This window comes from Bacillus sp. J33, from assembly GCF_000518885.1.
Lineage (GTDB): Bacteria > Bacillota > Bacilli > Bacillales > Cytobacillaceae > Cytobacillus.
Genome location: NZ_JAEL01000019.1, coordinates 36,920 through 62,802, shown reverse-complemented (window position 1 = coordinate 62,802; position 25,883 = coordinate 36,920). Strand labels below are relative to the sequence as shown.

The following is a 25,883-nucleotide window of genomic DNA, read 5'->3' as shown; positions in this document are numbered from 1 at the left end:
GGGATATTACTGCCCGTTAATCTGCGATAAAGTGAAACTTCCATCCGTGGTGTTCTTCCACGGATGGTTAGTTGGGGACCGCAGGATGCGGGTCACTCAGACGTTGCCACAGGACAAGGTAAGCTCCGACAGCGATACATCGCACGACCGAAAGCAGCAGCTTTTGGAGGACGTGGCGTCTTTAGTCTGAGTTCAGATAATCGGGCCTTTATAGGCAGTTTATAACTGGATTTTAATTGTATAAGAAGTGGGGATATTACTGCCAGTTAATCTTAGATAAAAAGGATGTAGGACCCTATGAAAATTTTAAAAGTAACTGACCAGATTTCCATTAAACGGTCCGTTGATAATGGGACGGAAGAACAGCGGGCGATTGTAAAAAATATTATTGAAACGGTTCGTCAAAGGGGAGACCAGGCGTTAAAAGAATACACCAGAAAATTTGATGGCATTTCGCTTAATAATTTTTCGGTGACACAGGCTGAAATCGATGAAGCCTATAACGAGGTAGATGATGAAATCCTTGCGGTCATAAAGGAAGCCGCGGAGAATATCAAGACCTTCCATGAAAAGCAGCTTCGCCCTTCCTGGATGACAACGGAAGAAAACGGCACCATCCTTGGGCAGAAAATTACACCGCTTGATTCAGTTGGATTATATGTGCCAGGCGGAACAGCGGCATATCCGTCATCCGTCCTTATGAATGTAATTCCGGCAAAGGTGGCTGGAGTTAAACGGATTGTCATTACGTCGCCTCCTGATAAAAAGACGGGCAAGCTGCCTCCTGCGGTTCTGGCAGCGGCACATATAGCGGGCGCAGAAGAAATTTATAAGGTCGGCGGGGCCCAGGCGATTGCAGCATTGGCATACGGCACTGAAACTATTGCTCCGGTTGACAAAATAACAGGTCCAGGAAACATTTTTGTTGCCCTTGCCAAGCGCGAAGTTTTCGGGGATGTCGATATTGATATGATTGCAGGCCCAAGTGAGATTGCCATTTTAGCAGATGACACGGCCCAGGAAGATGAAGTTGCGGCTGATCTTTTATCACAGGCAGAGCATGATCCAATGGCAAGTGCTGTTCTCGTTACACCATCCTCAACTCTGGCAGAAGCTGTTTCTTCAGAAGTGAAGCGCCAGCTGGCGGAGCTGCCGCGGCAGGAAATTGCTGCTCAGTCCATTGAAAATTATGGAGCCATTTATGTAGCTGAAAACATGGAGGAGGCAGTAGAAACGGTAAACAGCCTTGCTCCGGAACATTTGGAGATTTTAACAGGAAATCCGATGGAGCTTCTTGGACAGATTCGCCATGCGGGTGCCATTTTCCTTGGGCGATTCAGCCCTGAACCGGTCGGCGACTATTTTGCAGGCCCAAACCATGTTCTGCCGACAAACGGAACTGCCCGTTTCTCAAGTCCGCTGAACGTGGAGGATTTTCAAAAAAAATCAAGTATTCTTTTATATAGTGAACAAGCTTTAAAAGACAATGGTGAAAAAATCGCTGCATTTGCACGCCTGGAAGGGCTTGAGGCACATGCCCGTTCCATTGAAACGAGACTAAGTAAATAAGCTGGAGGAATAATCATGGTAAGAACTGCAGAAATTTCCCGCAAAACAAACGAAACCAATATTACACTCTCCTTAAATATTGATGGGGAAGGAAAGAGCGACCTGGAAACAGGCGTGCCTTTTATGACACATATGCTTGACCTGTTTGCCAAGCATGGCCAGTTCGACTTGAACATTGTCGCCAATGGCGATACAGATGTCGATGACCACCATACGACTGAGGATATCGGCATCTGCCTTGGGCAAGTATTAAAGGATGCTTTAGGCGATAAAAAAGGCATCAAGCGCTATGGCAATGCTTTTGTTCCGATGGACGAAGCATTGGCCCAGGTTGTGGTTGATCTCAGCAACCGTCCGCATTTGGAAATGCGCGCTGAGTTCCTGAGCCAAAAGGTAGGCACGTTTGACACGGAGCTTGTCCATGAGTTCCTCTGGAAGCTGGCGCTTGAAGCAAGAATGAACCTGCATGTAATCATCCACTATGGTCAAAACACACACCATATGATTGAGGCTATTTTTAAAGCGCTTGCTCGTGCCCTAGATGAAGCAACGACCATTGATCCCCGGATTAAGGGAGTTCCATCAACGAAAGGGATGTTGTAAATGATCGGCATCATTGATTACGGAATGGGGAATCTGTTCAGTGTCAGCAAAGCGCTTGAACGTTTGGATGTTCCTTACTTCCTATCTGAAAATAAAGACGAGCTGATGAATGCTGATGGGCTTATCTTACCGGGAGTAGGCTCATTTAAGGATGCGATGGCCATTTTGAATTCTGCTGGCCTGGCGGATCTGGTAAAAGAGTTTGCGGAAACAGGCAAGCCGCTGCTGGGCATATGCCTTGGCATGCAGCTTTTATTTGAGAGCAGCGAAGAGAATGGTCTGACGAAAGGCTTGCAGCTGCTGCCCGGCCATGTTAGACGTTTTCCAGGCGCAACAGCAGAAGGGGAAACGTATAAAGTGCCGCATATGGGATGGAACCGCCTTGAATTCCTGCATAGCTCACCGATTTTAAAAGGGCTTGAAGAAGATTATGTCTATTTCGTCCATTCTTACTTTGTGGACACAGATGATCAGGAAGTTGTCATCAGCAGAAGCTTGTATGATGTGGAAGTGCCGGCTGTTGTCGGCAGGGGCAATGTGTTCGGCATGCAATTCCACCCTGAAAAAAGCAGTTCGCTCGGCATGTCGCTTTTGAGCAATTTTACTGAGCTGGTTGAAGAAAGGATGTCTGTGAAATGAGTTTTACCATCTATCCGGCAATCGATATGAAAGGCGGCAATTGTGTTCGGCTGCTGCAGGGGGATTACGATAAGGAGACGGTCTATGGAGATTCTCCTTTTGATATGGCGAAAAAGTTTGCTGATGAAGGTGCTGACTGGATCCATATGGTGGACCTGGACGGTGCAAAGGACGGCAAACGCGTCAATGATCAATATGTGATCCAGGCAGCGCGAGAGCTTGGTGTTTCCGTGCAAATAGGCGGCGGAATCCGAACGGAAGAAGACATCCTGCATTATCTCGAGAATGGCGTGACCCGTGTCATTATCGGAAGCATCGCTGTTTCCAATCCGGAGTTTGCAATTGAAATGGTCGGTAAATACGGCAAAGCTATTGCGGTAGGGCTTGATGCGAAAAATGGCTATGTTGCCACACATGGCTGGCTGGAAACCTCTGAAGTCAAGGCAGTCGACCTTGGCAAAAGATTTGCAGATGCCGGGGCCGAGACATTTATTTTTACTGACATTGCAACGGATGGCATGCTATCGGGCCCTAATGTGGAAGCAGTTCGGATGCTTGCAAAAGAAACAGGCACAAATGTGATTGCTTCCGGAGGCGTCAGCCAGCTGGCAGATTTGTCTCAATTAAAAGAGTTTGTTTCAGAGGGTATAGCGGGAGCAATCGTAGGAAAGGCCATTTATGAAGGACGCTTTACAGTAGCGGAAGCGCTGAAAGAGGTGAAGGGATCATGCTGACGAAACGAATTGTCCCATGCCTGGATGTGAAGGAAGGCCGTGTTGTAAAAGGAATCCAGTTTGTCCAGCTTCGCGATGCCGGAGATCCGGTTGAGCTTGCCCGTTTTTACGATGAGCAGGGTGCTGACGAGCTTGTTTTCCTGGATATTTCTGCATCCCACGAAGGCCGGAAAACAATGGTCGAAGTTGTTAAGGCAGTTGCTTCAGAACTGGCAATTCCATTTACAGTCGGCGGCGGGATCAACGCGCTGGAAGATATGAAGCGGATTCTGCGCGCTGGAGCAGATAAGGTTTCCCTGAATACCGCTGCAGTAAATCATCCTGATTTAATAACGGAAGGTGCCGGCTTCTTCGGATCCCAGTGCATCGTTGTAGCGATTGATGCAAAGTATGATGAAGAGCTTGGTTCATGGCGCGTATACACACACGGTGGACGGAAGCCAACTGATCTTGAAGTTATTGCCTGGGCAAGGGAAGCGGCCGAGCGCGGCGCCGGGGAAATTTTGCTCACAAGCATGGATTCAGACGGTGAGAAAAAAGGCTTTGATATCAAGCTGACGAAAGCTGTCAGCGAGGCGGTTTCGATTCCGGTTATCGCTTCGGGCGGCGCCGGCAAAGCGGATCACTTTGCTGAAGCCTTTATCGAGGGAAAAGCCGATGCCGCTCTGGCCGCATCCATCTTCCACTATAAAGAAACATCTGTTGCCGAAGTTAAAGCCTATATAAAGGAAAAAGGGGTGGTAGTCCGATGAATATTGAAAGCGTAAAGTTTGATGAAAAGGGACTGATCCCTGCCGTGGTGCAAGATGCGAAAACAAAAGAAGTTTTAACATTAGCCTATATGAATCGGGAATCCCTTTTAAAATCAGCGGAAACAGGCGAAACCTGGTTTTTCAGCCGTTCCCGCAATGAATTGTGGCATAAAGGCGCCACCAGCGGAAACACACAGAAAATCGCAGAAATGAAGCTTGATTGCGACCAGGACACGATTGTAGTGCTGGTTGAGCCGGCAGGACCTGCCTGCCATACAGGTACAGTTAGCTGTTTTGAAGAAAGAGTATACGGGGAAGAGACAGGTGATTTATCTGCTTACGAAATCCTCCACACACTAGAAAAAGTAATCGAAGAACGCGAAAAGACCCGCCCAGAAGGTGCTTACACAACATACCTCTTTGAAAAAGGCGTTGATAAAATCCTTAAGAAGGTTGGCGAAGAATCCGCAGAAGTCATTATCGCTGCCAAGAACCGCGATAAAGATGAGCTGAAATGGGAAGCAGCCGATCTGATTTATCATTTAATGGTCCTTCTTCGCGAGCAGGACCTCCCTTTTAACGAAGTATTGAAAGTTCTCAATAAGCGTCACGATAAGAAAAGCGAACCGTCCTCTGAATAAGGGAGGCGGTTTTTTTTTGATTTACTTAACCTTAAATTGTTCCAAATGTAAGATAAATTCTAAAACATGTTAGATAAATCTCGGAACATGTTAAATAAAATTAAAAATCTGCTAGATAAAATTAAAAACATGCTAGAAAAATCAAAATAGGTAAGTAAAAAAGCAGGAGATTAGGTAATATAGACGAATACCATTTTAAAATACAGTAAGGAGTGATGCATTTGATAGCAAAACATCGAACAATTCCAATAAGGATTCAAAAGAATGATGTCCTTTTAAGAAGGCTGCCCAAAAATCATAATGTGCGGTCGGAAATTGAAAAAGATCAGGCAAAACGATGGGCAGGACATCGAGGGGAATCGTCTTTAGATTTCCATTTAGGTAAGCTGCCGGAAAAGGAATATATCATTCTTCATGGAATACGCCTCACAAACCGCCAGTTTTTCTTTCAAATTGACACTTTAATCCTTTCTAAGAAATTTGCCCTCATTTTAGAAGTGAAAAATCTAATAGGAAAAATATATTTTGATCCTCAATTTAATCAAATGATTCAAACCACACCATATGGTGAAGAAAAAGGATATTCGAATCCTATAGAGCAGGCCAGCCAACAAGCTAGAGAGCTACAAAAATGGTTAACCAAACGGGGCTTTCATTTACCTGTTGATTACTTTGTTGTTTTTAGCAAACCTTCTACAATTCTCCAAAGCACTTCAGGAAATAATCAAATCCACCAAAAAGTAATTCATGCCCAATATCTAGTAAGTAAAACTGAAAAGTTAGGTATGACATTTAAAGAAAACTACCTGGAATATAAGGTGCTAAAGAAAATATCTAAAAATATTTTGAAGGAGCACACCCCTGAAACGTTTGATATATTGAACTTCTATAAAATATCAAAAAACGAAATCATAAAGGGGGTTTTATGCCCTGTCTGTATTTCCGAGCCAATGACCAGAAGAGATGGTGTCTGGATATGCAAAGCATGCAGAATAAAAAGTTCCGATGCCCACATTAAAACTATAACTGATCTGTTCTTATTAAATAATGGTGAACCCATAACAAATATGGAATTTCGGGAATTTCTTCAGCTTTCATCTCCTCATATATCCAGGAGATTATTAGAATCCCTCAACCTCCCCCAAACAGGCACCAACAAAGGCCGCCGCTACCATCCGCCACCCAACTATCAAAATATGACAGACCTGAATTTCCAGCAGTACTAAACTAGTGCAATAAACTCACAACCGAGATTTCCAACAAAAAAACCCCACTGGAAATACTATTGTGCTTTCATCCCTTCTCCGCAGGCTTGTTCGTATGATATACTACTTTAGTTACTAACATTAATGGAGGATTTCATGAGCAAAGACTCTAAAGCTAGACACCAAAAGGGAAAGTTATTGTCATTTATTCCGAATGGTGAGTACTATTTTTCCAAAGGGATTAAGGCGTACCACCGAAGGGATTTTCATAAAGCGAAAAAATATTTGATGCGTGCAATGCAGCTTGAGCCGGGCGAGCCGATGATTGTTTGCCAGCTGGCGATTGTCCATTCCGAGATGGGCGAGTATCAGGAGTCGAATCGTTTGCTTCATATGATTCTCGAAGAGCTTGATGAGGATATGGTAGAGTGCCATTATTTCCTTGCGAACAACTATGCTCATCTAGGATTGTTCAAAGACGCTTATCAGCATGCGAATACGTATCTTGATTTGGATCGGGACGGAGAGTTTACGGAAGATACAGAGGATTTGCTGGATTTGCTGACGCTTGAGGCAGAGGGTTTGGATGAGGATCTGTACGAACAGGATGATTTGATTACGAAGCAGGAACACGCTCGGGAACTGCTGGAATCCGGCCATTTTCCGAAAGCGGTTGAGATCCTGAATTCGGTTATCGATGAATATCCGGAGTATTGGTCCGCATACAACAACCTTGCACTGGCTTATTTCTACCTTGGGGAAGTTCAAAAGGCCTCTGAAATTTTGGAGAAGGTTCTTGAGGAAAACCCGGGCAATCTTCATGCTCTTTGCAATAAGCTTGTATTTGCTTTTTACGGGCGGGATTTCAGGCAGGTACGCTTGTTAAAAGAGGCACTGAAAAAAATCAAGCCGCTTTCAATCGAACACCAGTTTAAGCTTGGTGCAACCTTTGCGCTAACAGGCGAGTATGAAGCTGCTTTTTTATGGCTGAGGAAGCTTCAGAAAAAAGGATTTGAAGGGGATGGCCCATTCTATTACTGGCTGTCTTATTCTGCATATTTCACTGGCCGCGAAGAACTGGCAAAATCAGCGTGGAAGAAAGCAATCGAAATTAATCCGGATAAAGCCGGTTTCGAGCCTTGGAATGATGAAAAGGTGACCAGCAACGGATTTGAGGACCATTATTCGTCCATTTTAAAAAAGCTGGAGAGCGACTATATTGAGGAGCGTCTGTTTGGTCTTTTCCTAACGTCTGTTTCCAGCAGGAAAAATGAAGTTCTGGCATCTGAATCAATCGTGAAGAACCGAAAGTTTACAGCGCTGGAAAAGGATTACCTTTCCTTTGTGAAAACAGGACAGAACATTCCGGCTCAGATTCAGGCAGGCCATGAAACAGCAGTGCTGTTTTACGAAAACTACCATCCGATTGGGACTGTGGAGGCCGGTTTATATTTAATGTGGTTCACCATCTTTGTTGAATTAACAAACAACCATCAAGGCATAAAGAACCAAAAAGCATGGGCCGCAGCGATTGAATATGTATGGCATAGGCTGAGGAACGAAAAGGTTTCGCAAGCCAAGATTGCCGGCAGGTACGGAATTTCTGCTTCGACCATGGGGAAATATGTAAAATCAGTGAACGAACGCCTTCAATGAGCAGATTTTTGGACGAAACACTCCCTGATTTTATAGGATAACAGTAAGAAGGTCATACTATAATATGCGTATTAAAGGGCATTTATAAAATACCTTTTTCGGATATTTACATGAGAGCTGATTACTGAAGGAGTGAACCGTTGTGAGTGAAGAAAAAATCTATGATGTCATAATCGCTGGGGCAGGCCCTGCAGGTATGACAGCAGCTGTTTATACATCCCGTGCGAACCTGTCTACCCTCATGCTTGAGCGCGGCGTGCCAGGCGGACAAATGGCAAACACGGAAGAAGTTGAAAACTATCCTGGTTTTGACCATATTTTAGGGCCGGATTTGTCTACAAAAATGTTCGACCATGCGAAGAAATTCGGTGCTGAATATGCGTATGGCGATATTAAAGAAGTCATTGACGGGGAAGAGTACAAAACGGTTGTGGCAGGCTCCAAGCAATACAAAGCCCGCTCCGTTATTATTTCAACTGGTGCCGAGTACAAGAAGCTTGGCATTCCTGGCGAAAAAGAGCTTGGCGGACGCGGCGTGTCCTATTGCGCGGTCTGTGATGGTGCTTTCTTTAAAGGCAAAGAGCTTGTTGTAGTCGGCGGCGGTGATTCTGCTGTTGAGGAAGGCGTGTACTTAACACGCTTCGCTTCAAAAGTGACAATCGTTCACAGACGCGATCAGCTTCGTGCGCAGGCAATCCTGCAGCAGCGTGCATTTGATAATGAAAAAATTGACTTCATCTGGAATACAACCGTTAAAGAAGTCAATGAAAAGGATGGAAAGGTAGGCAGCGTAACGCTTGTTTCTACTGAAACCGGTGAAGAAAGGGAATTTAAAGCAGACGGTGTATTTGTCTACATCGGCATGGTCCCTCTTTCCAAGCCGTTTGAAAGCCTTGGCATTACAAACAGCAATGGTTATATTGAAACAAATGACCGTATGGAAACAAAGGTGGAAGGCATTTTTGCTGCAGGAGACATTCGTGAAAAATCCCTTCGCCAAATTGTTACAGCTACAGGCGATGGAAGCATTGCTGCACAAAGTGCACAGCACTATGTGGAAGAATTAAAAGAAAGCCTTAAGGCGAAAAATTAGCAGATAGAATTCGGCACACTGTCTTAGAGATAGGTGCCGTTTTATTTAGAAAATTTAACCACTAGTTGCAAAGATTAACAAAAAGTCACGTTGTTTTAATTATCCTGTAACCTGGGTGAAATAAATATCAGGTAATATAGGAATAGAAATTGACCCCCTTTTAAAGATATAATCCTTTGTAAGCACAGGTACTTGGCCTGTGCTCTTTTTTTTAGCTGTGTTCAAGAAAGTGTTCATTTCTTTCATGAGGTGCTGCTCAGAAGTCCGAGCCCGCCGACGTCTGTGACTTCAAGCGGAAAGAAAGTGCCTGGAGCTGAAACAGTTAACAGGGCCATTATCTTGAGTCAGCTTATACATTTTTTTGCGTTCCTTTTGGAAATCTGTATTCATTGTGGCTATCAGACAAAAATAGTATAATGTAAGGAATAAAGAAAGCGTTAGCCAGCTTTTACATAAAGCGATTCCGTGCAAAAGCAGTTAACGGAATGATTCGGAAATTAGAGGTGAAAAGTGTTGCAGCGAGTCACGAACTGTGTGTTATTAAAAGATGATCAGGTTTTGCTTCTGCAAAAGCCAAGGAGAGGCTGGTGGGTTGCGCCGGGCGGGAAAATGGAGCCGGGCGAATCGGTAAGGGACTCGTGCATCCGTGAGTTCAGGGAAGAGACAGGCATCTATCTGCGCAATCCCAATATAAAAGGGATCTTTACTTTTATCATGAAGGATGGCGATAAGGTTGTGCAGGAGTGGATGATGTTCACATTCCTTGCAACAGCCTCAGATGGGCTGAACGTGGATGAATCGGAAGAGGGCAAACTTCGCTGGCATCCGTTTTCAGAGATAAAAAACCTTCCGATGGCTGCCGGGGATTCTCATATATTAGAGTATATGATTCATGGGCAGGGAATGATTTATGGAACGTTTACGTATACGCCAGACTTTGAATTAATCAGCTACAGGCTCGATCCTAGCTGAATTTGATATAAACAGGGGGAAAAAGAAATGAGTATGGGTGCTGTGAATGATACTCAAATGGTCATTATTACAGGAATGTCAGGGGCCGGCAAGACGGTAGCCATTCAAAGCTTTGAAGATCTTGGCTTTTTCTGTGTCGATAATCTGCCGCCGACGCTGCTGCCGAAGTTTCTTGAACTGATGAAGGAATCAGGGAATAAGATGAATAAGGTGGCATTGGTGATGGATTTGCGCGGACGCGAATTTTTCGATCACTTGTTTAAAGCGCTGGATGAGCTGTCTGAGACTTCATGGGTTACTCCGCAAATCCTTTTCCTGGATGCGGACGATTCGACATTAGTGAGACGTTATAAGGAAACAAGAAGATCACATCCCCTTGCTCCATCTGGCTTGCCCCTTGAAGGGATTAAGCTTGAGCGGGATCTGCTTGAAGAGTTAAAAGGCAGGGCCCAGCTCATTTATAACACTTCGCATATGAAGCCAAGAGAATTGCGGGAAAAAATTCTTATGGAATTCTCTTTAGATAAAAAGACGATTTTTACGGTGAATGTCATGTCCTTCGGCTTTAAGCATGGCATTCCGATTGATGCAGATCTTGTGTTCGATGTCCGCTTCCTCCCAAACCCGCATTATATTGAGCATATGAGACCGAAGACGGGTTTGGATGAAGAAGTATCCAGCTATGTGCTGAAATGGACGGAAACAAGCAAATTCCTTGAGAAGGTCACTGAGCTTTTGAGCTTTATGCTTCCTCATTACAAAAGGGAAGGAAAGGCTCAGCTGGTTGTTGCCATTGGATGTACGGGAGGCCAGCATCGTTCGGTAGCGCTGGCAGAGTATATTGCCAATTATTTTAAAAAGGACTATCATACGGCCATCACTCATCGTGACATCGAGAGGAGAAAGGAAAACATCAAATGAACAGACAGCCAAGAATTGTCATCATCGGGGGAGGAACAGGACTGCCCGTTCTATTGCGGGGGTTAAAGCAATATCCTGTTGATATTACTGCGATTGTAACAGTAGCCGATGATGGCGGCAGCTCAGGAAGATTGCGTCAGGACCTTCATATCCCGCCGCCTGGGGATATCCGCAATGTGCTGGCGGCCCTTTCCGATGTGGAGCCGCTGATCGAGGAAATGTTCCAGCATCGCTTTGCGACGGCCAATGAGCTATCAGGCCATTCGCTGGGGAACCTAATCCTTGCAGCAATGACTTCGATTACGGGCAACTTTGTCCATGCGATACAGGAAATGAGCAAGGTTCTGAATGTGCGCGGCAAGGTGCTGCCGGCAGCGAATCAAAGTGTAGTGCTTCATGCGGAAATGGAAGACGGAACCATCGTCTCGGGTGAATCGAAAATTCCATATTCGGGGAAAAAGATCAAGAAGGTCTTCTTAACCCCGAAAAATATTAAAGCTTTGCCTGAAACGCTGCATGCGATCAGACAGGCGGACATGATTATTATTGGCCCTGGAAGCTTGTACACAAGCATTCTTCCCAATTTGCTTGTACCCAAGCTGGGCAGCGAGGTATGCCGTTCCAAGGCCAAAAAAGTGTATATATGCAACCTGATGACACAGGCAGGAGAAACGCTTGACTATAGCGCCAGTGACCATGTGAAAGCATTATATGACCATATGAGCTGTGCTTTTATTAACACAATTCTTGTCAATAATGAAGAAATTCCTCCGCATATACAGGAGCGATACAGCGAGGAAATGGCTAAGCCTGTTGTTTATGATACAGATGCACTTTCTGAATTGGGCCTTGAGATCATGCACGGCGAGATTGTCAGCCACGAAAATGGAATGATTCGCCATGATACGAAAGAGGTTGCCCAAATGCTTTATAATTTGCTTTTAGATGAAACCAAAAAGCGTTTTAACGCGTAATATATAGATGTGCAAAGGCAGATGCCCGGGATAATAAAAAACTGTGCATACGGTTGCCCGGAGTCGAGTATGATTTCTAAAGACGATTTATCCTGGCTTTATGTTCTTTGCAGATAGGGGGTGAAGGGATGTCTTTCGCTTCGGAAACGAAAAAAGAATTGACGAACCTGGAAATGAAAGAGTGCTGCGGGAAAGCGGAGCTATCTGCGCTTATCCGAATGAATGGATCACTTTCTTTTTCCAACCGGAAATTGATTGTGGATATCCAGACAGAAAATGCGGCAATAGCAAGAAGAATTTACACACTGATAAAGAGGAACTATCACGTTCAGGTCGAGCTGCTTGTTCGAAAGAAAATGAGATTAAAAAAGAACAATGTTTATATTGTCAGATTAAATGAGCAGGCCAGCATGATCTTGGATGACCTGAAAATTCTAAGTGAAGGCTTTGTTTTTACACACGATATTTCCAATGAACTGATTAAAAAGAAATGTTGTAAGCGTTCTTATCTGCGCGGCGCATTCCTTGCCGGGGGATCCGTTAACAATCCGGAAACCTCATCCTATCATCTTGAAATTGCTTCCCTTTACAAGGAGCATAATGACTCCCTATGTGAATTAATGAATACGTTCGGGCTGAACAGCAAAACGCTTGAACGGAAAAAAGGGTATATCACCTATTTGAAGGAAGCTGAGAAGATTACTGAATTCCTGAATATTATCGGCGCCCATTCTGCACTTCTTCGTTTTGAAGATATCAGGATTGTCCGTGATATGAGAAATTCGGTTAACCGTCTGGTAAATTGTGAAACAGCGAACTTAAACAAAACGATTGGAGCAGCTTTGCGGCAGGTCGAAAACATCCGGTATATTGACCAGACTGTCGGGCTGCAGATTCTTCCTGACAAGCTCAGGGAAATTGCCGAATTGCGGGTAGCCTATCAGGATGTCACGCTTAAAGAGCTTGGTGAAATGGTTTCAGGCGGAAATATAAGCAAATCGGGGATAAATCACCGGTTAAGAAAAATAGATGAAATAGCTGATAAACTCCGGGCTGGAGAAAAAATTGGCCATCAATAACAGAGTATCGGCAGGGAGGAGATTTACATGGCTGAGAGACAGGTTGAAGTGAAATTAAAAACAGGTTTACAGGCACGTCCGGCTGCATTATTCGTTCAGGAGGCAAATCGGTTCTCTTCCGATATCTTCCTGGAAAAGGACGGAAAAAAAGTGAATGCGAAAAGCATCATGGGACTCATGAGCCTTGCTGTCAGCTCAGGGTCTGTTATTACCCTAAGAGCAGAAGGAAACGACGAACACGAAGCGATTGAACAACTGGCAAAATACATCCAGGATGAAAACTAAAACAACTCGCATCGAGAAGATGCGAGTTGTTTTTTCTTGCTTATTTTTTCTCGTCTAAAGAGTTGCGGGAAATGATTTGGTCAACCAAACCGTATTCAAGCGCTCTTTCAGCTGTCATAAAGTTGTCACGGTCTGTATCTTTCGCAATCACTTCAAGCGGCTGGCCAGTGCGCTCTGAAAGAATCGTGTTCAGCTTTTCGCGAAGGAAAAGAATGCGCTTTGCAGCAATTTCAATTTCAGTTGCCTGACCTTGCGCACCGCCAAGCGGCTGGTGAATCATGACTTCACTGTTAGGAAGAGCGAAACGTTTGCCTTTTTCTCCAGCAGCAAGCAAGAAAGCACCCATGGAAGCTGCCATGCCGATGCAGATTGTTTGTACCTTAGGCTTGATGAACTGCATGGTATCATAAATAGCCATACCAGCTGTGATGCTTCCGCCAGGGCTATTTATGTAAATGGAAATATCTTTCTCAGGATTTTCAGCTTCAAGGAATAACAATTGGGCAACAATCGAGTTCGCCACATTGTCATCAATTGCGCTTCCCAGCATAATAATGCGGTCTTTTAAAAGGCGGGAGTAGATATCATAAGCGCGCTCCCCGCGGTTTGTTTGTTCAATAACTGTAGGGATTAAGTTCATTTTTCCAATTCCTCCTTTAAGATAAGGGTCAACATACAAGATGGGCAAGTATGTTCTTCCAAGTGAAGAAAATTTTGTGTCTGGCTTCAGCGCCTAGCTCCTCGAGTCATAAGCCAAATCACTCCAGAAATCAGGATTTCCTGCGGGATTCGTCTTATGCTTGTCGGAGCTGACCAAGGCGCTTCCGCATTTCACTTCTGTATGTAATAACATGATACACTGATGGTCAATTAAGGTCAAACGAATCGCATAGAAAGCCAGGCCGATTCGTTCGACACAATTTTCTGTGCTGTCCTATCCCATTCCATGATACCCATTGTTCCAATTTTTAAACAAAAAGTATACTTGCAAAGTGGAGAAACATATCATATAATTAATACTCGTAACGGCTGAGCGCATAGTCAGTCAGCCAGTTAAATATCTGCCCTCGTGGTGCAACGGATAGCACGTGAGATTCCGGTTCTTAAGATGTGGGTTCGATTCCTGCCGAGGGCGCTGCCAAAACTCCTTGTCTGATATGGACAGGGAGTTTTTATTTTGCTTAATGCAGATAAAACTTTTTATAATGCCAATAAATTTTTTTATAAGAGTGATAAAAAAATCTATAAGAGGGATAAAGTTTTTTATAAAAGGGATAAATGCAAATTCCCCACTTGAACTAAAATGATTAATAGCAAAATAAATCAGCATTCCAGCCGTCCCCTTCCCAAATTACATTAGAAATACAAAAAAATCTGCTAAAAATCCACATTTTATCCCGAATAAAGAATATTTTTCCCTCCTGCATGCATATGGTGAAGTATTCAGAATGATTGAGCGGAGCAGGTAGCAGAAGGTTTTTTGGAGCTGGCTGGCAAGATATTTCCATACAACATTTTCCGCGAATATTGTAAAATGGGGACAGGGGGAATGTACGATGAATTTGAAAGCTGGGTTATGGCAGCAGCAGACAATGAAATTAGCAATGACACAGGAGCTGACGCAGGCGATTGCCCTTTTGCAATACAGCACACAGGAGCTCTCATCTTTCCTCGAAAGCAAAGCACTTGAAAATCCCCTTTTAAAAATCGAGTCAGGTCATGTCCAGACGATGGATCCCCGTTATGACCGTGTGAAACAGACAAGAACAAAGGTTGAAAAAGATAAAATAAATTGGATTGAGCAAATTGGCGGCTGCAAAACGATGCTGCTGGATGAATATTTGAAGTCACAGCTTAGCCTGGATCTGAAGAAAACCGAAAAAAGAGTCATTGAGCGCCTTATTGAAAGCCTTGATGAAAACGGTTACTTTCGGGCTGATTTAAACTCAGTCGCATCAGAGCTCAGAATATCCGCAGACGAAGCAGAGCGGCTGCTGGCGATGCTTCAGCAGCTTGAGCCTGCTGGTGTAGGAGCGCGAAGTCTTCAGGAGTGCCTCTCCCTGCAGCTTAAGAGATTGCCTGAAAGGAACGAGCTGGCTGAAGTTATTATTGATGAATACTTCATTCTGTTCGCGGAAAAGAAGTGGAAGGAGATTGCCAAGCAGCTTGGGGTGGAACTGAAGGAAATCCAGGAGGTTTTTGACCTTGTCCAAACCATGAACCCGAGGCCGGCTTCTTCGTTTCACAGTGAGAAATCAGCCTATATCACACCGGATGTCATTATAAAATGGGATGGGGATTCGTTTTCAGTCAGCGTTTTTGATGAAGTTCTTCCGAAAATCAGTTTTAATGAAGATTATTTTAAAAGGTTTTCGGCTGCCGGAGACAGAAGTGTCAGCCGTTTCCTACAGGAAAAGCAGCAGGATTATCATTGGATCATGAGGAGCATTGAGCAAAGAAAAGAGACGCTTACCAATGTGACTCTTAAGATTGTGGAGAAGCAGCAGGACTTTTTTATAAAAGGGCCATCACACTTAAAGCCAATGACAATGAAAGAAATATCGGATGAACTTGAGATTCATGAATCAACTGTCAGCCGTGCCGTCCGGGAAAAATATGCGCAAACCCCATTTGGGACGTATGAGCTGAGATCGTTTTTCTCAAGCACGATAAAAACAACCTCAGATGAAAATACTTCATCTCAGCAGGTAAAGACGATTATTAGTAAAATGATTGAAGGGGAAAATAAGAAAAAGCCATTATCCGACCAGGAGCTTGTGAAGCTTCTCAAAGAAAAAGAAGGAATGGTTGTCAGCAGAAGAACCATTGCGAAATACCGGGACCAGCTTGGCATCCCATCTTCTTCTAAGCGGAAAAGGTATGATTGATAAAGCGAAACTTAATCATTGGGGGACAATGATTATTAGTTGAGGCCCGGACGATGCGGGTCACTCAGACGTTGCCGCAGGGATGTGGCGTATTTAGCCTGAGTTCTGATAATCGGGCTTTTACGGGCAGTTGATCCCCCACTTATTTTATAGTAGTTATCTTAAAGTTTTGAAGTAGGGGTTTTACTGCCCGATAATGCGGGATAAAGGAGATCATCATTTTGAAACAGCCAGAGTTAGTGCTTTATACGCGCAGCAGATGCCCGCTATGCGATAAAGCGAAGGATGCAGTAATGGAATTAAAGAAAGAATACAATTTTACTTTCGTTGAGAGAGATATAGATGAGAGCGATGAACTGACAGAGAAGTACGGTTTAATGATTCCAGTTGTTGAAATAGATGGGGCAGAAGTGCAATTTGGGCATATTGACATAATTACTATAAGTGAAACGCTTACAGAAAAAAACTGAGTTTTTTCAGTTGAATTCACCAATCACTCCTGCTATTATTGATTTTGAAGCAAGGGTGATTTTTTTTACGGTAAGTGGGACATAATATGTCTATGCGGGACAAAAAATGACCACATATGATGAAGGAGCCATCCGATGTACTCACTAATTGAAATTCAAAAAAGATTATTGCCTGATCTGCTTGCGGTTATGCAAAAGCGTTACCACATCCTCCATTACATCGAAATGATGGAGCCTGTTGGAAGAAGAAGTCTTGCAGTAAGCCTGGGCTTGACGGAAAGAGTGCTGAGAAGCGAAGTTGAATTTTTAAAAGATCAGAATCTGATCCGCATATCCAGCACGGGAATGAGCTTGACCTCCGATGGAAAAGAATTGCTTGAAGGCCTTGAAGGAATAATGAGGGATATTTCGGGTATAGCCTTAATGGAACATGATTTATCAAGAAAACTTGGCATCCGCCAGGCGATCATTGTATCCGGCAACAGCGATGAATCTCCTTGGGTGAAGCAAGAGCTTGGAAGAGCAACGGCTTTGTGTATGAAATCCAGGCTTCAAGGAAAAAATATCATCGCAGTTACAGGCGGTTCTACGATGGCTGCTGTCGCAGAGATGCTGACTCCGGAGATGGCTGAACGGGATTGGCTTTTTGTCCCGGCCAGAGGCGGAATTGGCGAGGATGTAAAGAATCAGGCCAATACCATTTGCGCAAAAATGGCAGACCATACAGATTCCAGCCACAAAGTCCTTTATGTCCCGGACCAGGTGAGCAAGGAAATGTATGAAAGCATCATAAAAGAACCCAATATCAAAGAGGTCATCACCCAAATCAAATCTGCGAGCATGGTTCTACATGGCATTGGAGACGCTATAACAATGGCGGAACGCCGTAAAACAAGCGAAAAAGACCTGGAAAAAATTAAACAGGCCGAGGCAGTAGGCGAATCATTTGGCTATTACTTCAACGAAGGCGGCGAGGTTGTACATAAGGTTCAAACCATCGGCCTTCAGCTGGATGACTTATCTCATATTGAACATGTCATTGCAGTGGCTGGCGGTGCTTCAAAGGCAAAAGCCATCGCAGCTTATATGAAACGTGCACCATCTTCAACCATTTTAGTAACAGACGAAGGTGCCGCAAAACAGTTGTTAAAAGGGTAATCCCCTTTTCAAATATAAAAATCTACCTTTTTAAGGAGGAAATAATAATGGCAGTTAAAGTTGGTATTAACGGATTTGGAAGAATCGGGCGTGTTGTATTCCGTGCAGCTCTTAAAAACCCAAATGTAGAGGTTGTAGCAGTTAACGACCTTACAGATGCAAACATGCTTGCACACCTTTTAAAATATGATTCCGTACACGGAACATTAAATGAGGAAGTAACAGTTGACGGCGACTATCTAGTAGTTGGCGGCCAAAAAGTAAAGGTTATTGCTGAGCGCGATCCTGCACAACTAGGCTGGGGAGATCTTGGCGTAGAAGTAGTAGTAGAATCTACTGGACGTTTCACAAAGCGTGCTGACGCTGCGAAACACCTTGAAGCTGGTGCGAAAAAAGTAATCATCTCAGCTCCTGCATCTGACGAAGACATCACAGTTGTTATGGGTGTTAACCATGAGAAATATGATGCTGCAAACCACCATGTAATTTCTAACGCTTCTTGTACTACAAACTGCCTGGCTCCATTTGCAAAAGTATTGAACGACAGCTTTGGAATCAAGCGCGGTATGATGACAACTGTTCACTCATACACAAATGACCAGCAAATCCTTGACCTGCCGCACAAAGACTACCGCCGCGCACGTGCAGCAGCAGAAAACATCATCCCAACAACTACTGGAGCTGCAAAAGCAGTATCTCTAGTATTGCCTGAACTAAAAGGTAAATTGAACGGTGGAGCTATGCGTGTTCCAACTCCTAACGTATCTCTTGTTGACCTTGTTGCTGAGCTTGACAAAGACGTAACGGCTGAAGAAGTGAACAGCGCTCTTAAAGCAGCTGCTGAAGGTGAACTAAAAGGCATTCTTGCATACAGCGAAGAGCCGCTAGTATCTGGCGACTACAACGGAAACCCAGCATCTTCTACAATCGATGCGCTTTCTACAATGGTTATGGAAGGCAACATGGTTAAAGTAATCTCTTGGTACGATAACGAAACTGGTTACTCTAACCGCGTAGTTGACCTTGTTGACTACATCGCTCAAAAAGGACTTTAAAGGGAAGTTCCATCAAAAGGGAATTAGTTCATCCCCTTTGATGCTTAGTTGAACTTACCGGGCAGTTCCTCCTCGTTTTACTCCAGTGGTTACTGCCCGTTAATCGCGGCAATAGATAAATCTTTACCGGAAAAATATTCGTTTTGCGAAGTAGTAACAAGATGAATTTTTTCTCAAAAAAATACCTCATCTTGTTGGATATTAAAATCGCGAACGTCTATAATGGATAAGGGTAAAAGGGGAGCAGGGAAACAATCCCTCTCCCTTTTGTTTTAAAGCAAAAAGTAAAAATATTAGTTAGAAAACTGCTTTGCGGTTCGCGTGGTCAAGGTGCAGCGTTCTATTAAGTGATTTGTTTCTGCTTATAGATGTCTAGCTCCAAGCGCCATCGGCTTAAGCTTGTCGCCGATAAGCGGGCGCTCTGCGCTTTTCTGATAAGGAGGTCCTTTTGCTATGAACAAAAAAAGTGTTAAAGATATAGAGTTAAAAGGTAAACGAGTTTTCTGCCGCGTTGACTTCAACGTGCCGATGAATGATGGACAGGTAACGGATGAAACTCGTATCAAAGCAGCTCTTCCAACGGTTGAATACTTGATGAACCAGGGTGCAAAAGTGATATTAGCCAGCCATTTGGGCCGTCCGAAGGGTTCAGTTGTTGAAGAATTGCGTTTAACACCAGTTGCCAAGCGTTTATCCGAACTTCTTGGCAAGGAAGTAAAGAAAGCTGATGAAGCATATGGAGATTCAGTAAAAGCAATGGTTGAAACGTTAGGTGAGGGAGATGTTCTGCTTCTTGAAAACGTGCGTTTCTATCCTGGCGAGGAAAAGAATGATCCTGAACTTGCAAAGGCATTTGCTGAGCTTGCTGACGTATATGTAAACGATGCATTCGGAGCGGCACACCGTGCGCATGCTTCAACAGAAGGAATTGCACATCATCTTCCCGCCGTATCCGGCCTATTAATGGAAAAAGAACTTGATGTACTTGGAAAAGCTCTTTCAAATCCTGAGCGTCCATTTACAGCCATTATCGGCGGTGCAAAGGTTAAAGATAAGATCGGTGTGATTGAAAACCTTCTTGAAAAGGTGGACAACCTGATCATTGGCGGCGGATTGGCTTACACTTTTGTAAAAGCAAACGGCCATGAAGTAGGGAAATCACTATTAGAAGAAGATAAAATTGACCTTGCAAAATCGTTTATGGAAAAAGCGAAAGAAAAGGGCGTTAACTTCTACATGCCAGTTGATGTCGTAGTAGCAGACGATTTTTCTGAAGAAGCCAATATTAAAACAGTAGCAATCGAAGAAATTCCTTCTGACTGGGAAGCACTTGATATCGGACCTAAAACACGTGAAATCTACGCTGATGTCATCCAGAATTCCAAACTAGTGATCTGGAACGGGCCAATGGGTGTGTTCGAATTGAAAAAATTCGCAGGCGGAACAAGAGCAGTGGCTGAGGCTTTAGCAGAAGCAAACGATACATACTCTGTCATTGGCGGCGGCGATTCTGCAGCTGCAGTGGAAAAATTCCATCTTGCTGAGCGCATGAGCCATATCTCAACAGGCGGCGGCGCTTCTCTTGAATTCATGGAAGGAAAAGCCCTTCCTGGCGTAGTGGCTTTAAACGATAAATAATTTATGGCCAGGGCTGTTTTAGCCCTGTCATTTGATAATAATAAAAAGCAGGAAAGGATGTGCAACATGCGTAAACCAATTATTGCAGGAAACTGGAAAATGCATAAAACACTTCCGGAAGCGAAAGTCTTTCTTGAAGAAATCAATGGCTTAGTACCGGGGAAAGAGCAGGTAGATACTGTCGTATGTGCACCTGCACTATTCTTGGAGCGCCTTGTTGAGAGCGCAAAAGGTTCAGATGTTGAAATCGGCGCGCAAAACATGCACTTTGAAGAAAGCGGTGCTTTTACAGGCGAAATCAGCCCTGTGGCACTTGAGGACCTTGGGGTTAAATACGTCATCCTTGGCCATTCTGAGCGCCGTGAAATGTTCAATGAAACAGATGAATCAGTAAACAAAAAGACACTGGCTGCTTTCAAATATAACTTAACACCAATCGTTTGTGTCGGTGAATCGCTTGAACAGCGCGAAAACGGCGAAACAAAGGAGCTTGTAGGCTCACAAGTTGAAAAAGCCCTAAATGGCTTAACCGAAGAGCAGGTAAAGCAGACTGTTATCGCATATGAGCCAATCTGGGCAATCGGAACAGGCAAATCTTCTACTTCTGAAGATGCAAATGAAGTCTGTGCCCATATCCGCTCAGTTGTTGCACAGCAATTTTCACAGGATGCTGCTGATGCAATCCGCATCCAGTATGGCGGAAGCGTAAAGCCTGCCAACATCAAAGAATATATGAGCCAGCCTGATATCGATGGCGCGCTTGTAGGCGGAGCAAGCCTTGAGCCTAATAGCTTCCTTCAATTATTGGAGGCAGGCAAGAATGAGTAAATCTCCAGTTGCATTAATCATCTTAGACGGTTTCGCATTGCGCGGCGAGCGGATGGGTAATGCCGTTGCCCAGGCAAAGAAACCAAACTTCGATCGTTATTGGAATACCTATCCAAATGCTACGTTAACAGCGAGCGGTGAAGCGGTAGGGCTTCCAGAAGGGCAAATGGGAAACTCTGAGGTAGGCCACTTAAACATCGGCGCTGGCCGAATTGTTTATCAAAGCTTAACAAGAGTGAATGTGGCAATCCGTGAAGGGCAGTTTGAGAAAAATGAAACGTTCCTATCCGCAATTGACCATGTGAAAAAGAATGGAACGGACCTTCATTTGATGGGACTCCTATCTGACGGCGGTGTTCACAGCCATATTCATCACCTGTACGCATTGCTTCGGCTTGCAGCTGAAGAAGGCGTAAAAAATGTCTATGTCCACGGATTCCTGGATGGACGTGATGTTGGGCCGAAAACAGCTGAAGGCTTTATTAAAGAAGCACAGGAAAAAATGGAGGAATACGGCGTCGGCGAATTTGCAACGATTTCCGGCCGCTATTATTCCATGGACCGCGACAAGCGCTGGGAGCGTGTAGAGAAATCTTACCGTTCCATGGTGTATGGAGAAGGTCCTTCATACAGCAATCCTTTGGAATTGGTTGAAGATAACTATAAAAATGGAATCTTCGATGAGTTCGTTATTCCTTCTGTTATTACCAGGGAAGATGGCGAACCAGTTGCAACGATCAAGGACAATGACGCGGTTATTTTCTATAACTTCCGTCCTGACCGTGCGATCCAAATCTCAAATACATTTACAAATAAAGACTTCCGTTCCTTTGACAGAGGGCCAAAGCATCCTGACAGCTTGTTCTTTGTATGCTTAACCCACTTCAGTGAAACGGTTGACGGATATGTAGCGTTCAAACCGACTAACCTGGATAACACATTGGGTGAGGTTTTATCGCAAAATGGAAAGACACAGCTCCGCATTGCGGAAACAGAAAAGTATCCGCATGTTACGTTCTTTATGAGCGGCGGACGTGAAGAGAAATTCCCTGGTGAAGAACGGATTCTGATCGATTCACCGAAAGTGGCCACCTATGACCTTAAGCCTGAAATGAGTGCTTATGAAGTAACGGACGCGTTATTAAAGGAAATAGAAGGGGACAATTTCGATGCGATCATCCTTAACTTTGCTAACCCGGACATGGTCGGACACTCAGGCATGCTTGAGCCGACAATCAAGGCAGTAGAAACCGTTGACGAATGCTTAGGCAAGATTGTTGACCTAATTATTGAAAAAGGCGGAAAGGCGATTATCACAGCCGATCACGGAAATGCCGATGAAGTTGTCACTATGGAAGGCAGCCCGATGACCGCCCACACAACAAATCCGGTGCCAGTTATTGTCACACAGGAAGGCGCAGAACTTCGCACAGACGGAATTTTAGGAGACCTTGCCCCAACTGTGCTTGACCTGCTTGGACTGGAAAAACCAGTTGAAATGACCGGAACATCGCTTTTGAAAAAGTAAATGGTACCAATACCACCCGAATTTTGTCGAAAACCATTTTAATAATGGCTATGTTAGCGCAGTGTTGATTGGAGCGGAAGGCGCGAGACTCCTGCGGGAGTAGCGTACCCAAGGGAGACCCCGCAGGCGTAGAACGCCGAGGAGGCTCCCGGAAGCCCGCGGAAAGCGAGTGCCTGCAGCGGAAATCAACACTCAATGTTAACAAAGCCTAATAATAAAGGAGAGATTTGATATGCCATTTATCCAACATGTATATGCTCGTGAAGTATTAGATTCCCGCGGTAACCCAACAGTTGAAGTTGAAGTTTTAACAGAATCAGGCTTTTTCGGCCGTGCAATGGTTCCATCTGGAGCTTCTACTGGTGAATACGAAGCAGTAGAACTTCGTGACGGCGACAAGTCCCGCTATCTTGGAAAAGGTGTTCAAAAAGCAGTAGACAATGTTAACAACCTAATTGCTGATGCTGTAATCGGCTTGGATGTAACAGACCAGGTGGGCATCGACCGCACGATGATCGAATTAGATGGAACTGAAAACAAAGGCAAGCTAGGTGCGAACGCAATCCTTGGCGTATCAATGGCTTGTGCGCATGCAGCTGCTGAATCTGTAGGACTGCCATTATACCGTTACCTTGGAGGCTTCAACGCGAAGCAGCTTCCAACTCCAATGATGAACATCATCAACGGCGGATCTCATGCTGACAACAACGTAGACTTCCAGGAATTCATGATCATGCCTGTTGGAGCTCCTACTTTCAAAGAAGCCATCCGCATGGGTGCTGAAGTATTCCATTCATTGAAAAAAGTATTATCTGGAAAAGGCTTGAACACAGCTGTAGGTGACGAAGGCGGATTTGCTCCAAACCTTGGTTCAAACCGTGAAGCACTAGAAGTAATCATCGAAGCGATCACTAACGCTGGCTATGAAGCTGGAAAAGACATTTATCTTGCAATGGACGTTGCTTCTTCTGAGTTCTACAACAAAGAAACTGGCAAATACGACCTTGCAGGCGAAGGCCGCACAGGTTTAACTTCTGAAGACATGGTTAACTTCTACGAAGAGCTTGTAAACGAGTTCCCAATCATCTCAATTGAAGATGGGCTTGACGAAAACGACTGGGAAGGCCACAAGCTATTAACTGAGCGCATCGGCGGCAAAGTGCAGCTAGTTGGTGACGACCTATTCGTAACAAACACGAAAAAGCTAGCTCAAGGTATCGAGCAAGGCGTTGGAAACTCAATCCTTATCAAAGTAAACCAAATCGGTACATTAACTGAAACGTTTGAAGCAATTGAAATGGCGAAGCGCGCTGGCTACACTGCAGTCGTTTCTCACCGTTCCGGTGAAACGGAAGATGCAACAATCGCAGACATCGCAGTTGCCACAAACGCTGGACAAATCAAGACAGGCTCCATGTCCCGTACAGACCGTATCGCTAAATACAACCAGCTTCTCCGCATCGAAGACGAGCTTGGCGATTTAGCGGTATATGATGGATTAAAATCTTTCTATAACTTAAGCAAGTAATTTTGCTGGTGAGCAGCCGTCCCGGGTGGGGCGGCTGTTTTTTGAGTTTGGCCGATAAATGGGTCAGTTTGGCCGTTAAAACTGCAATTTTGGCCGATAAACATCCCAATTTGGCCGATAAATTGTTATTTTTGGCCGATAAGTTTAAGTCGACCTTTATTTTTCAATAAAATTCAAAGGGATATGGTATGTCCTGCTCTTTTTTTCACCTGAATAGGGAAGACTCAGCGCTGTCAGCAGCTTTTTTGCAATATTTGAGGAAGATAAGCGGGTGAAACTCCGGAATTGATGATTCGTTATAGAGGAATCAATCAAAAAGAAGTAATCCTGAAGAGCTTTTATATGTCCTTCTTTATCAGGAGCACTGCATGCAGCACATTTCCAGGTGCCCCGTGCTCTTTTCATAGAGAATCTGCTGCAGGAAGGACATTGAATGCCAGTAATAATCTCTTTCGCTTGAATATCATAGTAACTTAACACATCATAATTAGCTGGACAATGTTTTTTCACAAGACTTCTGCCTAGTTTCTTTAGCTCTTTAGCCGTTAATATCTCTAGTGGATATTTCATTTTCAGTCTTTCTATCCTATCTGGCAATTGATCGGCGTGCAGCACACGATCTAAAGCATTTTTATGATAGGAAGACGTCTTTATGACGGTAGAAGGATTGCTGATCACAATGAGGTACTCAACAGGCATGCTGATCTTCAAATCATTTAGCCATTTTGTTAGCTCTTTTTGCTGCCTTCTGGCTTGTATGAGAGGATCAAAACCCTCTTTCATTGTCCTGTTTGATTTGAATGAGCTGATTAAAGGCAGAGTCAAAATAGATGGTGCCGGAGATATTTTTAATTTCGAGGATAAGAATGAAGTTTGAATACAGAAGTAAAGCATCAATTTGAAAGAAGTCATCGTTTCCGCCAGCAAGCCGAATATCATGAATAATAGTGAACTCATTTAAATGTTTTAAAAAGTAATCCACAGCTTCTTCTCCGCGAAAACCGGCCTTTATCTTCGCCAAATCATTTTCGATTAGCACCCTTTTCGAATGAGATGCAGGCAGCCTTCTCAGCAGTGCTTCCATTCTCTGAATAAAATCAGGAGACTTACGCTCTTTTACTATCACATGCATCATTCCTTTCATAGTGTACATTCTCCTTATTATGATAAAAGTCCTTCTATCTAACAGGTCCTGCCAAAATCTTATTGTTTATGCTACCAAAATGTGATAAATTAAGAATAATGTGATTGTACGTTTTCAGGAGGTGGCTTCATGCATACATTATTGATTACTCTTTTAGTGATTGTTTCGATTTCACTTATCGTAGTTGTACTCCTTCAATCTGGTAAAAGCGCAGGTCTTTCCGGTGCAATTTCCGGGGGAGCTGAGCAGCTTTTTGGAAAGCAAAAAGCGCGCGGTCTTGATTTGGTTCTTCACCGCATTACGATTGTTCTTTCTGTTTTATTCTTTATCCTTACGGTTTTAGTATCTTATTTTGCAGTATAGATTGAACTTACCGCCTGGCCTCTCATAAGGTCAGGCTTTTATTTTGTTTTTAGGAGAAAGCTTTTTATTGGCATGTTGCCCCTATGTTTGCTAAAAATAAGAAATGCAGATTCAATCAAACGTTTGATTAAGAAAAATTATAGGAATGATAAAAGTAAAA

27 protein-coding genes and 1 tRNA gene are annotated in these 25,883 nt (G+C 43.9%); 25 read left to right on the top strand and 3 right to left on the bottom strand.

The window, feature by feature from the left end:
* The 15 genes from L634_RS34245 to L634_RS0108195 all read left to right on the top strand — a co-directional run.
* On the top strand, positions 1-190 hold a 190-nt coding region (locus L634_RS34245; protein ID WP_232233732.1), incomplete at its 5' end, for a hypothetical protein.
* 107 nt (positions 191-297) lie between these two features.
* A complete protein-coding gene (gene hisD / locus L634_RS0108270) occupies positions 298-1,569 on the top strand; it encodes a histidinol dehydrogenase (RefSeq protein ID WP_026582050.1) in 1,272 nt (423 codons plus the stop codon).
* A gap of 15 nt (positions 1,570-1,584) precedes the next feature.
* The gene (hisB, locus tag L634_RS0108265; RefSeq protein ID WP_026582049.1) at positions 1,585-2,172 is read left to right on the top strand and encodes an imidazoleglycerol-phosphate dehydratase HisB; all 588 of its coding nucleotides are present in this window, start codon (positions 1,585-1,587) and stop codon (positions 2,170-2,172) included.
* Complete coding sequence (gene hisH / locus L634_RS0108260; RefSeq protein ID WP_026582048.1) at positions 2,173-2,811, top strand: imidazole glycerol phosphate synthase subunit HisH; 639 nt, start codon at positions 2,173-2,175, stop codon at positions 2,809-2,811.
* Positions 2,808-3,545, top strand: a complete 738-nt coding sequence (gene hisA / locus L634_RS0108255) for a 1-(5-phosphoribosyl)-5-[(5-phosphoribosylamino)methylideneamino]imidazole-4-carboxamide isomerase (protein ID WP_026582047.1) — start codon at positions 2,808-2,810, stop codon at positions 3,543-3,545. Before hisH ends, hisA begins: the two co-directional genes overlap by 4 nt.
* Complete coding sequence (hisF, locus tag L634_RS0108250; protein ID WP_026582046.1) at positions 3,539-4,297, top strand: imidazole glycerol phosphate synthase subunit HisF; 759 nt, start codon at positions 3,539-3,541, stop codon at positions 4,295-4,297. Before hisA ends, hisF begins: the two co-directional genes overlap by 7 nt.
* A complete protein-coding gene (hisIE, locus tag L634_RS0108245; RefSeq protein WP_026582045.1) occupies positions 4,294-4,938 on the top strand; it encodes a bifunctional phosphoribosyl-AMP cyclohydrolase/phosphoribosyl-ATP diphosphatase HisIE in 645 nt (214 codons plus the stop codon). The genes hisF and hisIE overlap by 4 nt, the downstream gene beginning before the upstream one ends.
* 302 nt (positions 4,939-5,240) lie before the next feature.
* Positions 5,241-6,164 (top strand): nuclease-related domain-containing protein, encoded by a 924-nt coding sequence (locus L634_RS0108240; protein WP_198029723.1) that lies wholly within the window; start codon positions 5,241-5,243, stop codon positions 6,162-6,164.
* Between the two features lie 135 nt (positions 6,165-6,299).
* Positions 6,300-7,799 carry a tetratricopeptide repeat protein gene (locus L634_RS0108235; RefSeq protein WP_026582043.1) on the top strand — a complete coding sequence of 500 codons (1,500 nt, stop codon included), beginning with the start codon at positions 6,300-6,302 and terminating at the stop codon, positions 7,797-7,799.
* Between the two features lie 142 nt (positions 7,800-7,941).
* On the top strand, positions 7,942-8,892 hold the full coding sequence (gene trxB / locus L634_RS0108230; RefSeq protein ID WP_026582042.1) for a thioredoxin-disulfide reductase: 951 nt from the start codon (positions 7,942-7,944) through the stop codon (positions 8,890-8,892).
* 513 nt (positions 8,893-9,405) lie between these two features.
* Entirely contained in the window at positions 9,406-9,864 is a 459-nt protein-coding gene (locus tag L634_RS0108215) for an NUDIX hydrolase (protein WP_026582041.1), read from the top strand.
* A 27-nt stretch (positions 9,865-9,891) separates the two neighbouring features.
* Positions 9,892-10,785 carry an RNase adapter RapZ gene (gene rapZ, locus L634_RS0108210; RefSeq protein ID WP_026582040.1) on the top strand — a complete coding sequence of 298 codons (894 nt, stop codon included), beginning with the start codon at positions 9,892-9,894 and terminating at the stop codon, positions 10,783-10,785.
* Entirely contained in the window at positions 10,782-11,759 is a 978-nt protein-coding gene (locus L634_RS0108205) for a gluconeogenesis factor YvcK family protein (protein WP_026582039.1), read from the top strand. Before rapZ ends, L634_RS0108205 begins: the two co-directional genes overlap by 4 nt.
* A gap of 128 nt (positions 11,760-11,887) precedes the next feature.
* The gene (whiA, locus tag L634_RS0108200) at positions 11,888-12,838 is read left to right on the top strand and encodes a DNA-binding protein WhiA (RefSeq protein ID WP_026582038.1); all 951 of its coding nucleotides are present in this window, start codon (positions 11,888-11,890) and stop codon (positions 12,836-12,838) included.
* A 27-nt stretch (positions 12,839-12,865) separates the two neighbouring features.
* Entirely contained in the window at positions 12,866-13,123 is a 258-nt protein-coding gene (locus tag L634_RS0108195) for an HPr family phosphocarrier protein (protein WP_026582037.1), read from the top strand.
* A gap of 40 nt (positions 13,124-13,163) precedes the next feature.
* On the opposite strand, the gene clpP is transcribed toward L634_RS0108195, so the two are convergent.
* Complete coding sequence (gene clpP / locus L634_RS0108190; protein ID WP_026582036.1) at positions 13,164-13,763, bottom strand: ATP-dependent Clp endopeptidase proteolytic subunit ClpP; 600 nt, start codon at positions 13,761-13,763, stop codon at positions 13,164-13,166.
* A gap of 423 nt (positions 13,764-14,186) precedes the next feature.
* On the opposite strand from clpP, the gene L634_RS0108185 reads away from it, so the two are divergent.
* From L634_RS0108185 to eno, 9 genes are all read left to right on the top strand, one after another.
* Positions 14,187-14,258, top strand: a tRNA-Arg gene (locus tag L634_RS0108185).
* 421 nt (positions 14,259-14,679) lie between these two features.
* Positions 14,680-16,011, top strand: coding sequence for an RNA polymerase factor sigma-54 (rpoN, locus tag L634_RS0108170; protein ID WP_026582034.1), 1,332 nt, complete (start codon positions 14,680-14,682; stop codon positions 16,009-16,011).
* A 221-nt stretch (positions 16,012-16,232) separates the two neighbouring features.
* Positions 16,233-16,481 (top strand): glutaredoxin family protein, encoded by a 249-nt coding sequence (locus L634_RS0108165; RefSeq protein ID WP_026582033.1) that lies wholly within the window; start codon positions 16,233-16,235, stop codon positions 16,479-16,481.
* 135 nt (positions 16,482-16,616) lie between these two features.
* Entirely contained in the window at positions 16,617-17,639 is a 1,023-nt protein-coding gene (locus L634_RS0108160; RefSeq protein WP_026582032.1) for a sugar-binding transcriptional regulator, read from the top strand.
* A gap of 47 nt (positions 17,640-17,686) precedes the next feature.
* Positions 17,687-18,694: a type I glyceraldehyde-3-phosphate dehydrogenase gene (gene gap, locus L634_RS0108155; RefSeq protein ID WP_026582031.1), complete on the top strand. Its 1,008-nt coding sequence runs from the start codon at positions 17,687-17,689 to the stop codon at positions 18,692-18,694.
* Between the two features lie 453 nt (positions 18,695-19,147).
* Positions 19,148-20,332 carry a phosphoglycerate kinase gene (locus L634_RS0108150; protein WP_026582030.1) on the top strand — a complete coding sequence of 395 codons (1,185 nt, stop codon included), beginning with the start codon at positions 19,148-19,150 and terminating at the stop codon, positions 20,330-20,332.
* A gap of 66 nt (positions 20,333-20,398) precedes the next feature.
* Positions 20,399-21,160 carry a triose-phosphate isomerase gene (gene tpiA / locus L634_RS0108145; RefSeq protein ID WP_026582029.1) on the top strand — a complete coding sequence of 254 codons (762 nt, stop codon included), beginning with the start codon at positions 20,399-20,401 and terminating at the stop codon, positions 21,158-21,160.
* Positions 21,153-22,688: a 2,3-bisphosphoglycerate-independent phosphoglycerate mutase gene (gene gpmI, locus L634_RS0108140; protein WP_026582028.1), complete on the top strand. Its 1,536-nt coding sequence runs from the start codon at positions 21,153-21,155 to the stop codon at positions 22,686-22,688. The genes tpiA and gpmI overlap by 8 nt, the downstream gene beginning before the upstream one ends.
* Before the next feature lie 232 nt (positions 22,689-22,920).
* On the top strand, positions 22,921-24,216 hold the full coding sequence (eno, locus tag L634_RS0108135) for a phosphopyruvate hydratase (RefSeq protein ID WP_026582027.1): 1,296 nt from the start codon (positions 22,921-22,923) through the stop codon (positions 24,214-24,216).
* A gap of 156 nt (positions 24,217-24,372) precedes the next feature.
* On the opposite strand, the gene L634_RS32235 is transcribed toward eno, so the two are convergent.
* A complete protein-coding gene (locus L634_RS32235) occupies positions 24,373-24,999 on the bottom strand; it encodes a nuclease-related domain-containing protein (protein ID WP_051428288.1) in 627 nt (208 codons plus the stop codon).
* The gene (locus L634_RS32230; protein ID WP_051428287.1) at positions 24,983-25,360 is read right to left on the bottom strand and encodes a nuclease-related domain-containing protein; all 378 of its coding nucleotides are present in this window, start codon (positions 25,358-25,360) and stop codon (positions 24,983-24,985) included. Before L634_RS32230 ends, L634_RS32235 begins: the two co-directional genes overlap by 17 nt.
* A 129-nt stretch (positions 25,361-25,489) precedes the next feature.
* On the opposite strand from L634_RS32230, the gene secG reads away from it, so the two are divergent.
* The gene (secG, locus tag L634_RS0108120) at positions 25,490-25,723 is read left to right on the top strand and encodes a preprotein translocase subunit SecG (protein WP_026582026.1); all 234 of its coding nucleotides are present in this window, start codon (positions 25,490-25,492) and stop codon (positions 25,721-25,723) included.
* Positions 25,724-25,883 lie beyond the last annotated feature (160 nt).

Bases quoted from the DNA above. Each gene is read 5' to 3' on its own strand.
- hisD (WP_026582050.1), top strand. From the start codon at position 298: ATGAAAATTTTAAAAGTAACTGACCAGATTTCCATTAAACGGTCCGTT.
- hisB (WP_026582049.1), top strand. From the start codon at position 1,585: ATGGTAAGAACTGCAGAAATTTCCCGCAAAACAAACGAAACCAATATT.
- hisH (WP_026582048.1), top strand. From the start codon at position 2,173: ATGATCGGCATCATTGATTACGGAATGGGGAATCTGTTCAGTGTCAGC.
- hisA (WP_026582047.1), top strand. From the start codon at position 2,808: ATGAGTTTTACCATCTATCCGGCAATCGATATGAAAGGCGGCAATTGT.
- hisF (WP_026582046.1), top strand. From the start codon at position 3,539: ATGCTGACGAAACGAATTGTCCCATGCCTGGATGTGAAGGAAGGCCGT.
- hisIE (WP_026582045.1), top strand. From the start codon at position 4,294: ATGAATATTGAAAGCGTAAAGTTTGATGAAAAGGGACTGATCCCTGCC.
- L634_RS0108235 (WP_026582043.1), top strand. From the start codon at position 6,300: ATGAGCAAAGACTCTAAAGCTAGACACCAAAAGGGAAAGTTATTGTCA.
- rapZ (WP_026582040.1), top strand. From the start codon at position 9,892: ATGAGTATGGGTGCTGTGAATGATACTCAAATGGTCATTATTACAGGA.
- L634_RS0108205 (WP_026582039.1), top strand. From the start codon at position 10,782: ATGAACAGACAGCCAAGAATTGTCATCATCGGGGGAGGAACAGGACTG.
- whiA (WP_026582038.1), top strand. From the start codon at position 11,888: ATGTCTTTCGCTTCGGAAACGAAAAAAGAATTGACGAACCTGGAAATG.
- L634_RS0108195 (WP_026582037.1), top strand. From the start codon at position 12,866: ATGGCTGAGAGACAGGTTGAAGTGAAATTAAAAACAGGTTTACAGGCA.
- clpP (WP_026582036.1), bottom strand. From the start codon at position 13,763: ATGAACTTAATCCCTACAGTTATTGAACAAACAAACCGCGGGGAGCGC.
- rpoN (WP_026582034.1), top strand. From the start codon at position 14,680: ATGAATTTGAAAGCTGGGTTATGGCAGCAGCAGACAATGAAATTAGCA.
- L634_RS0108160 (WP_026582032.1), top strand. From the start codon at position 16,617: ATGTACTCACTAATTGAAATTCAAAAAAGATTATTGCCTGATCTGCTT.
- gap (WP_026582031.1), top strand. From the start codon at position 17,687: ATGGCAGTTAAAGTTGGTATTAACGGATTTGGAAGAATCGGGCGTGTT.
- L634_RS0108150 (WP_026582030.1), top strand. From the start codon at position 19,148: ATGAACAAAAAAAGTGTTAAAGATATAGAGTTAAAAGGTAAACGAGTT.
- tpiA (WP_026582029.1), top strand. From the start codon at position 20,399: ATGCGTAAACCAATTATTGCAGGAAACTGGAAAATGCATAAAACACTT.
- gpmI (WP_026582028.1), top strand. From the start codon at position 21,153: ATGAGTAAATCTCCAGTTGCATTAATCATCTTAGACGGTTTCGCATTG.
- eno (WP_026582027.1), top strand. From the start codon at position 22,921: ATGCCATTTATCCAACATGTATATGCTCGTGAAGTATTAGATTCCCGC.
- L634_RS32235 (WP_051428288.1), bottom strand. From the start codon at position 24,999: ATGAAAGAGGGTTTTGATCCTCTCATACAAGCCAGAAGGCAGCAAAAA.
- L634_RS32230 (WP_051428287.1), bottom strand. From the start codon at position 25,360: ATGAAAGGAATGATGCATGTGATAGTAAAAGAGCGTAAGTCTCCTGAT.
- secG (WP_026582026.1), top strand. From the start codon at position 25,490: ATGCATACATTATTGATTACTCTTTTAGTGATTGTTTCGATTTCACTT.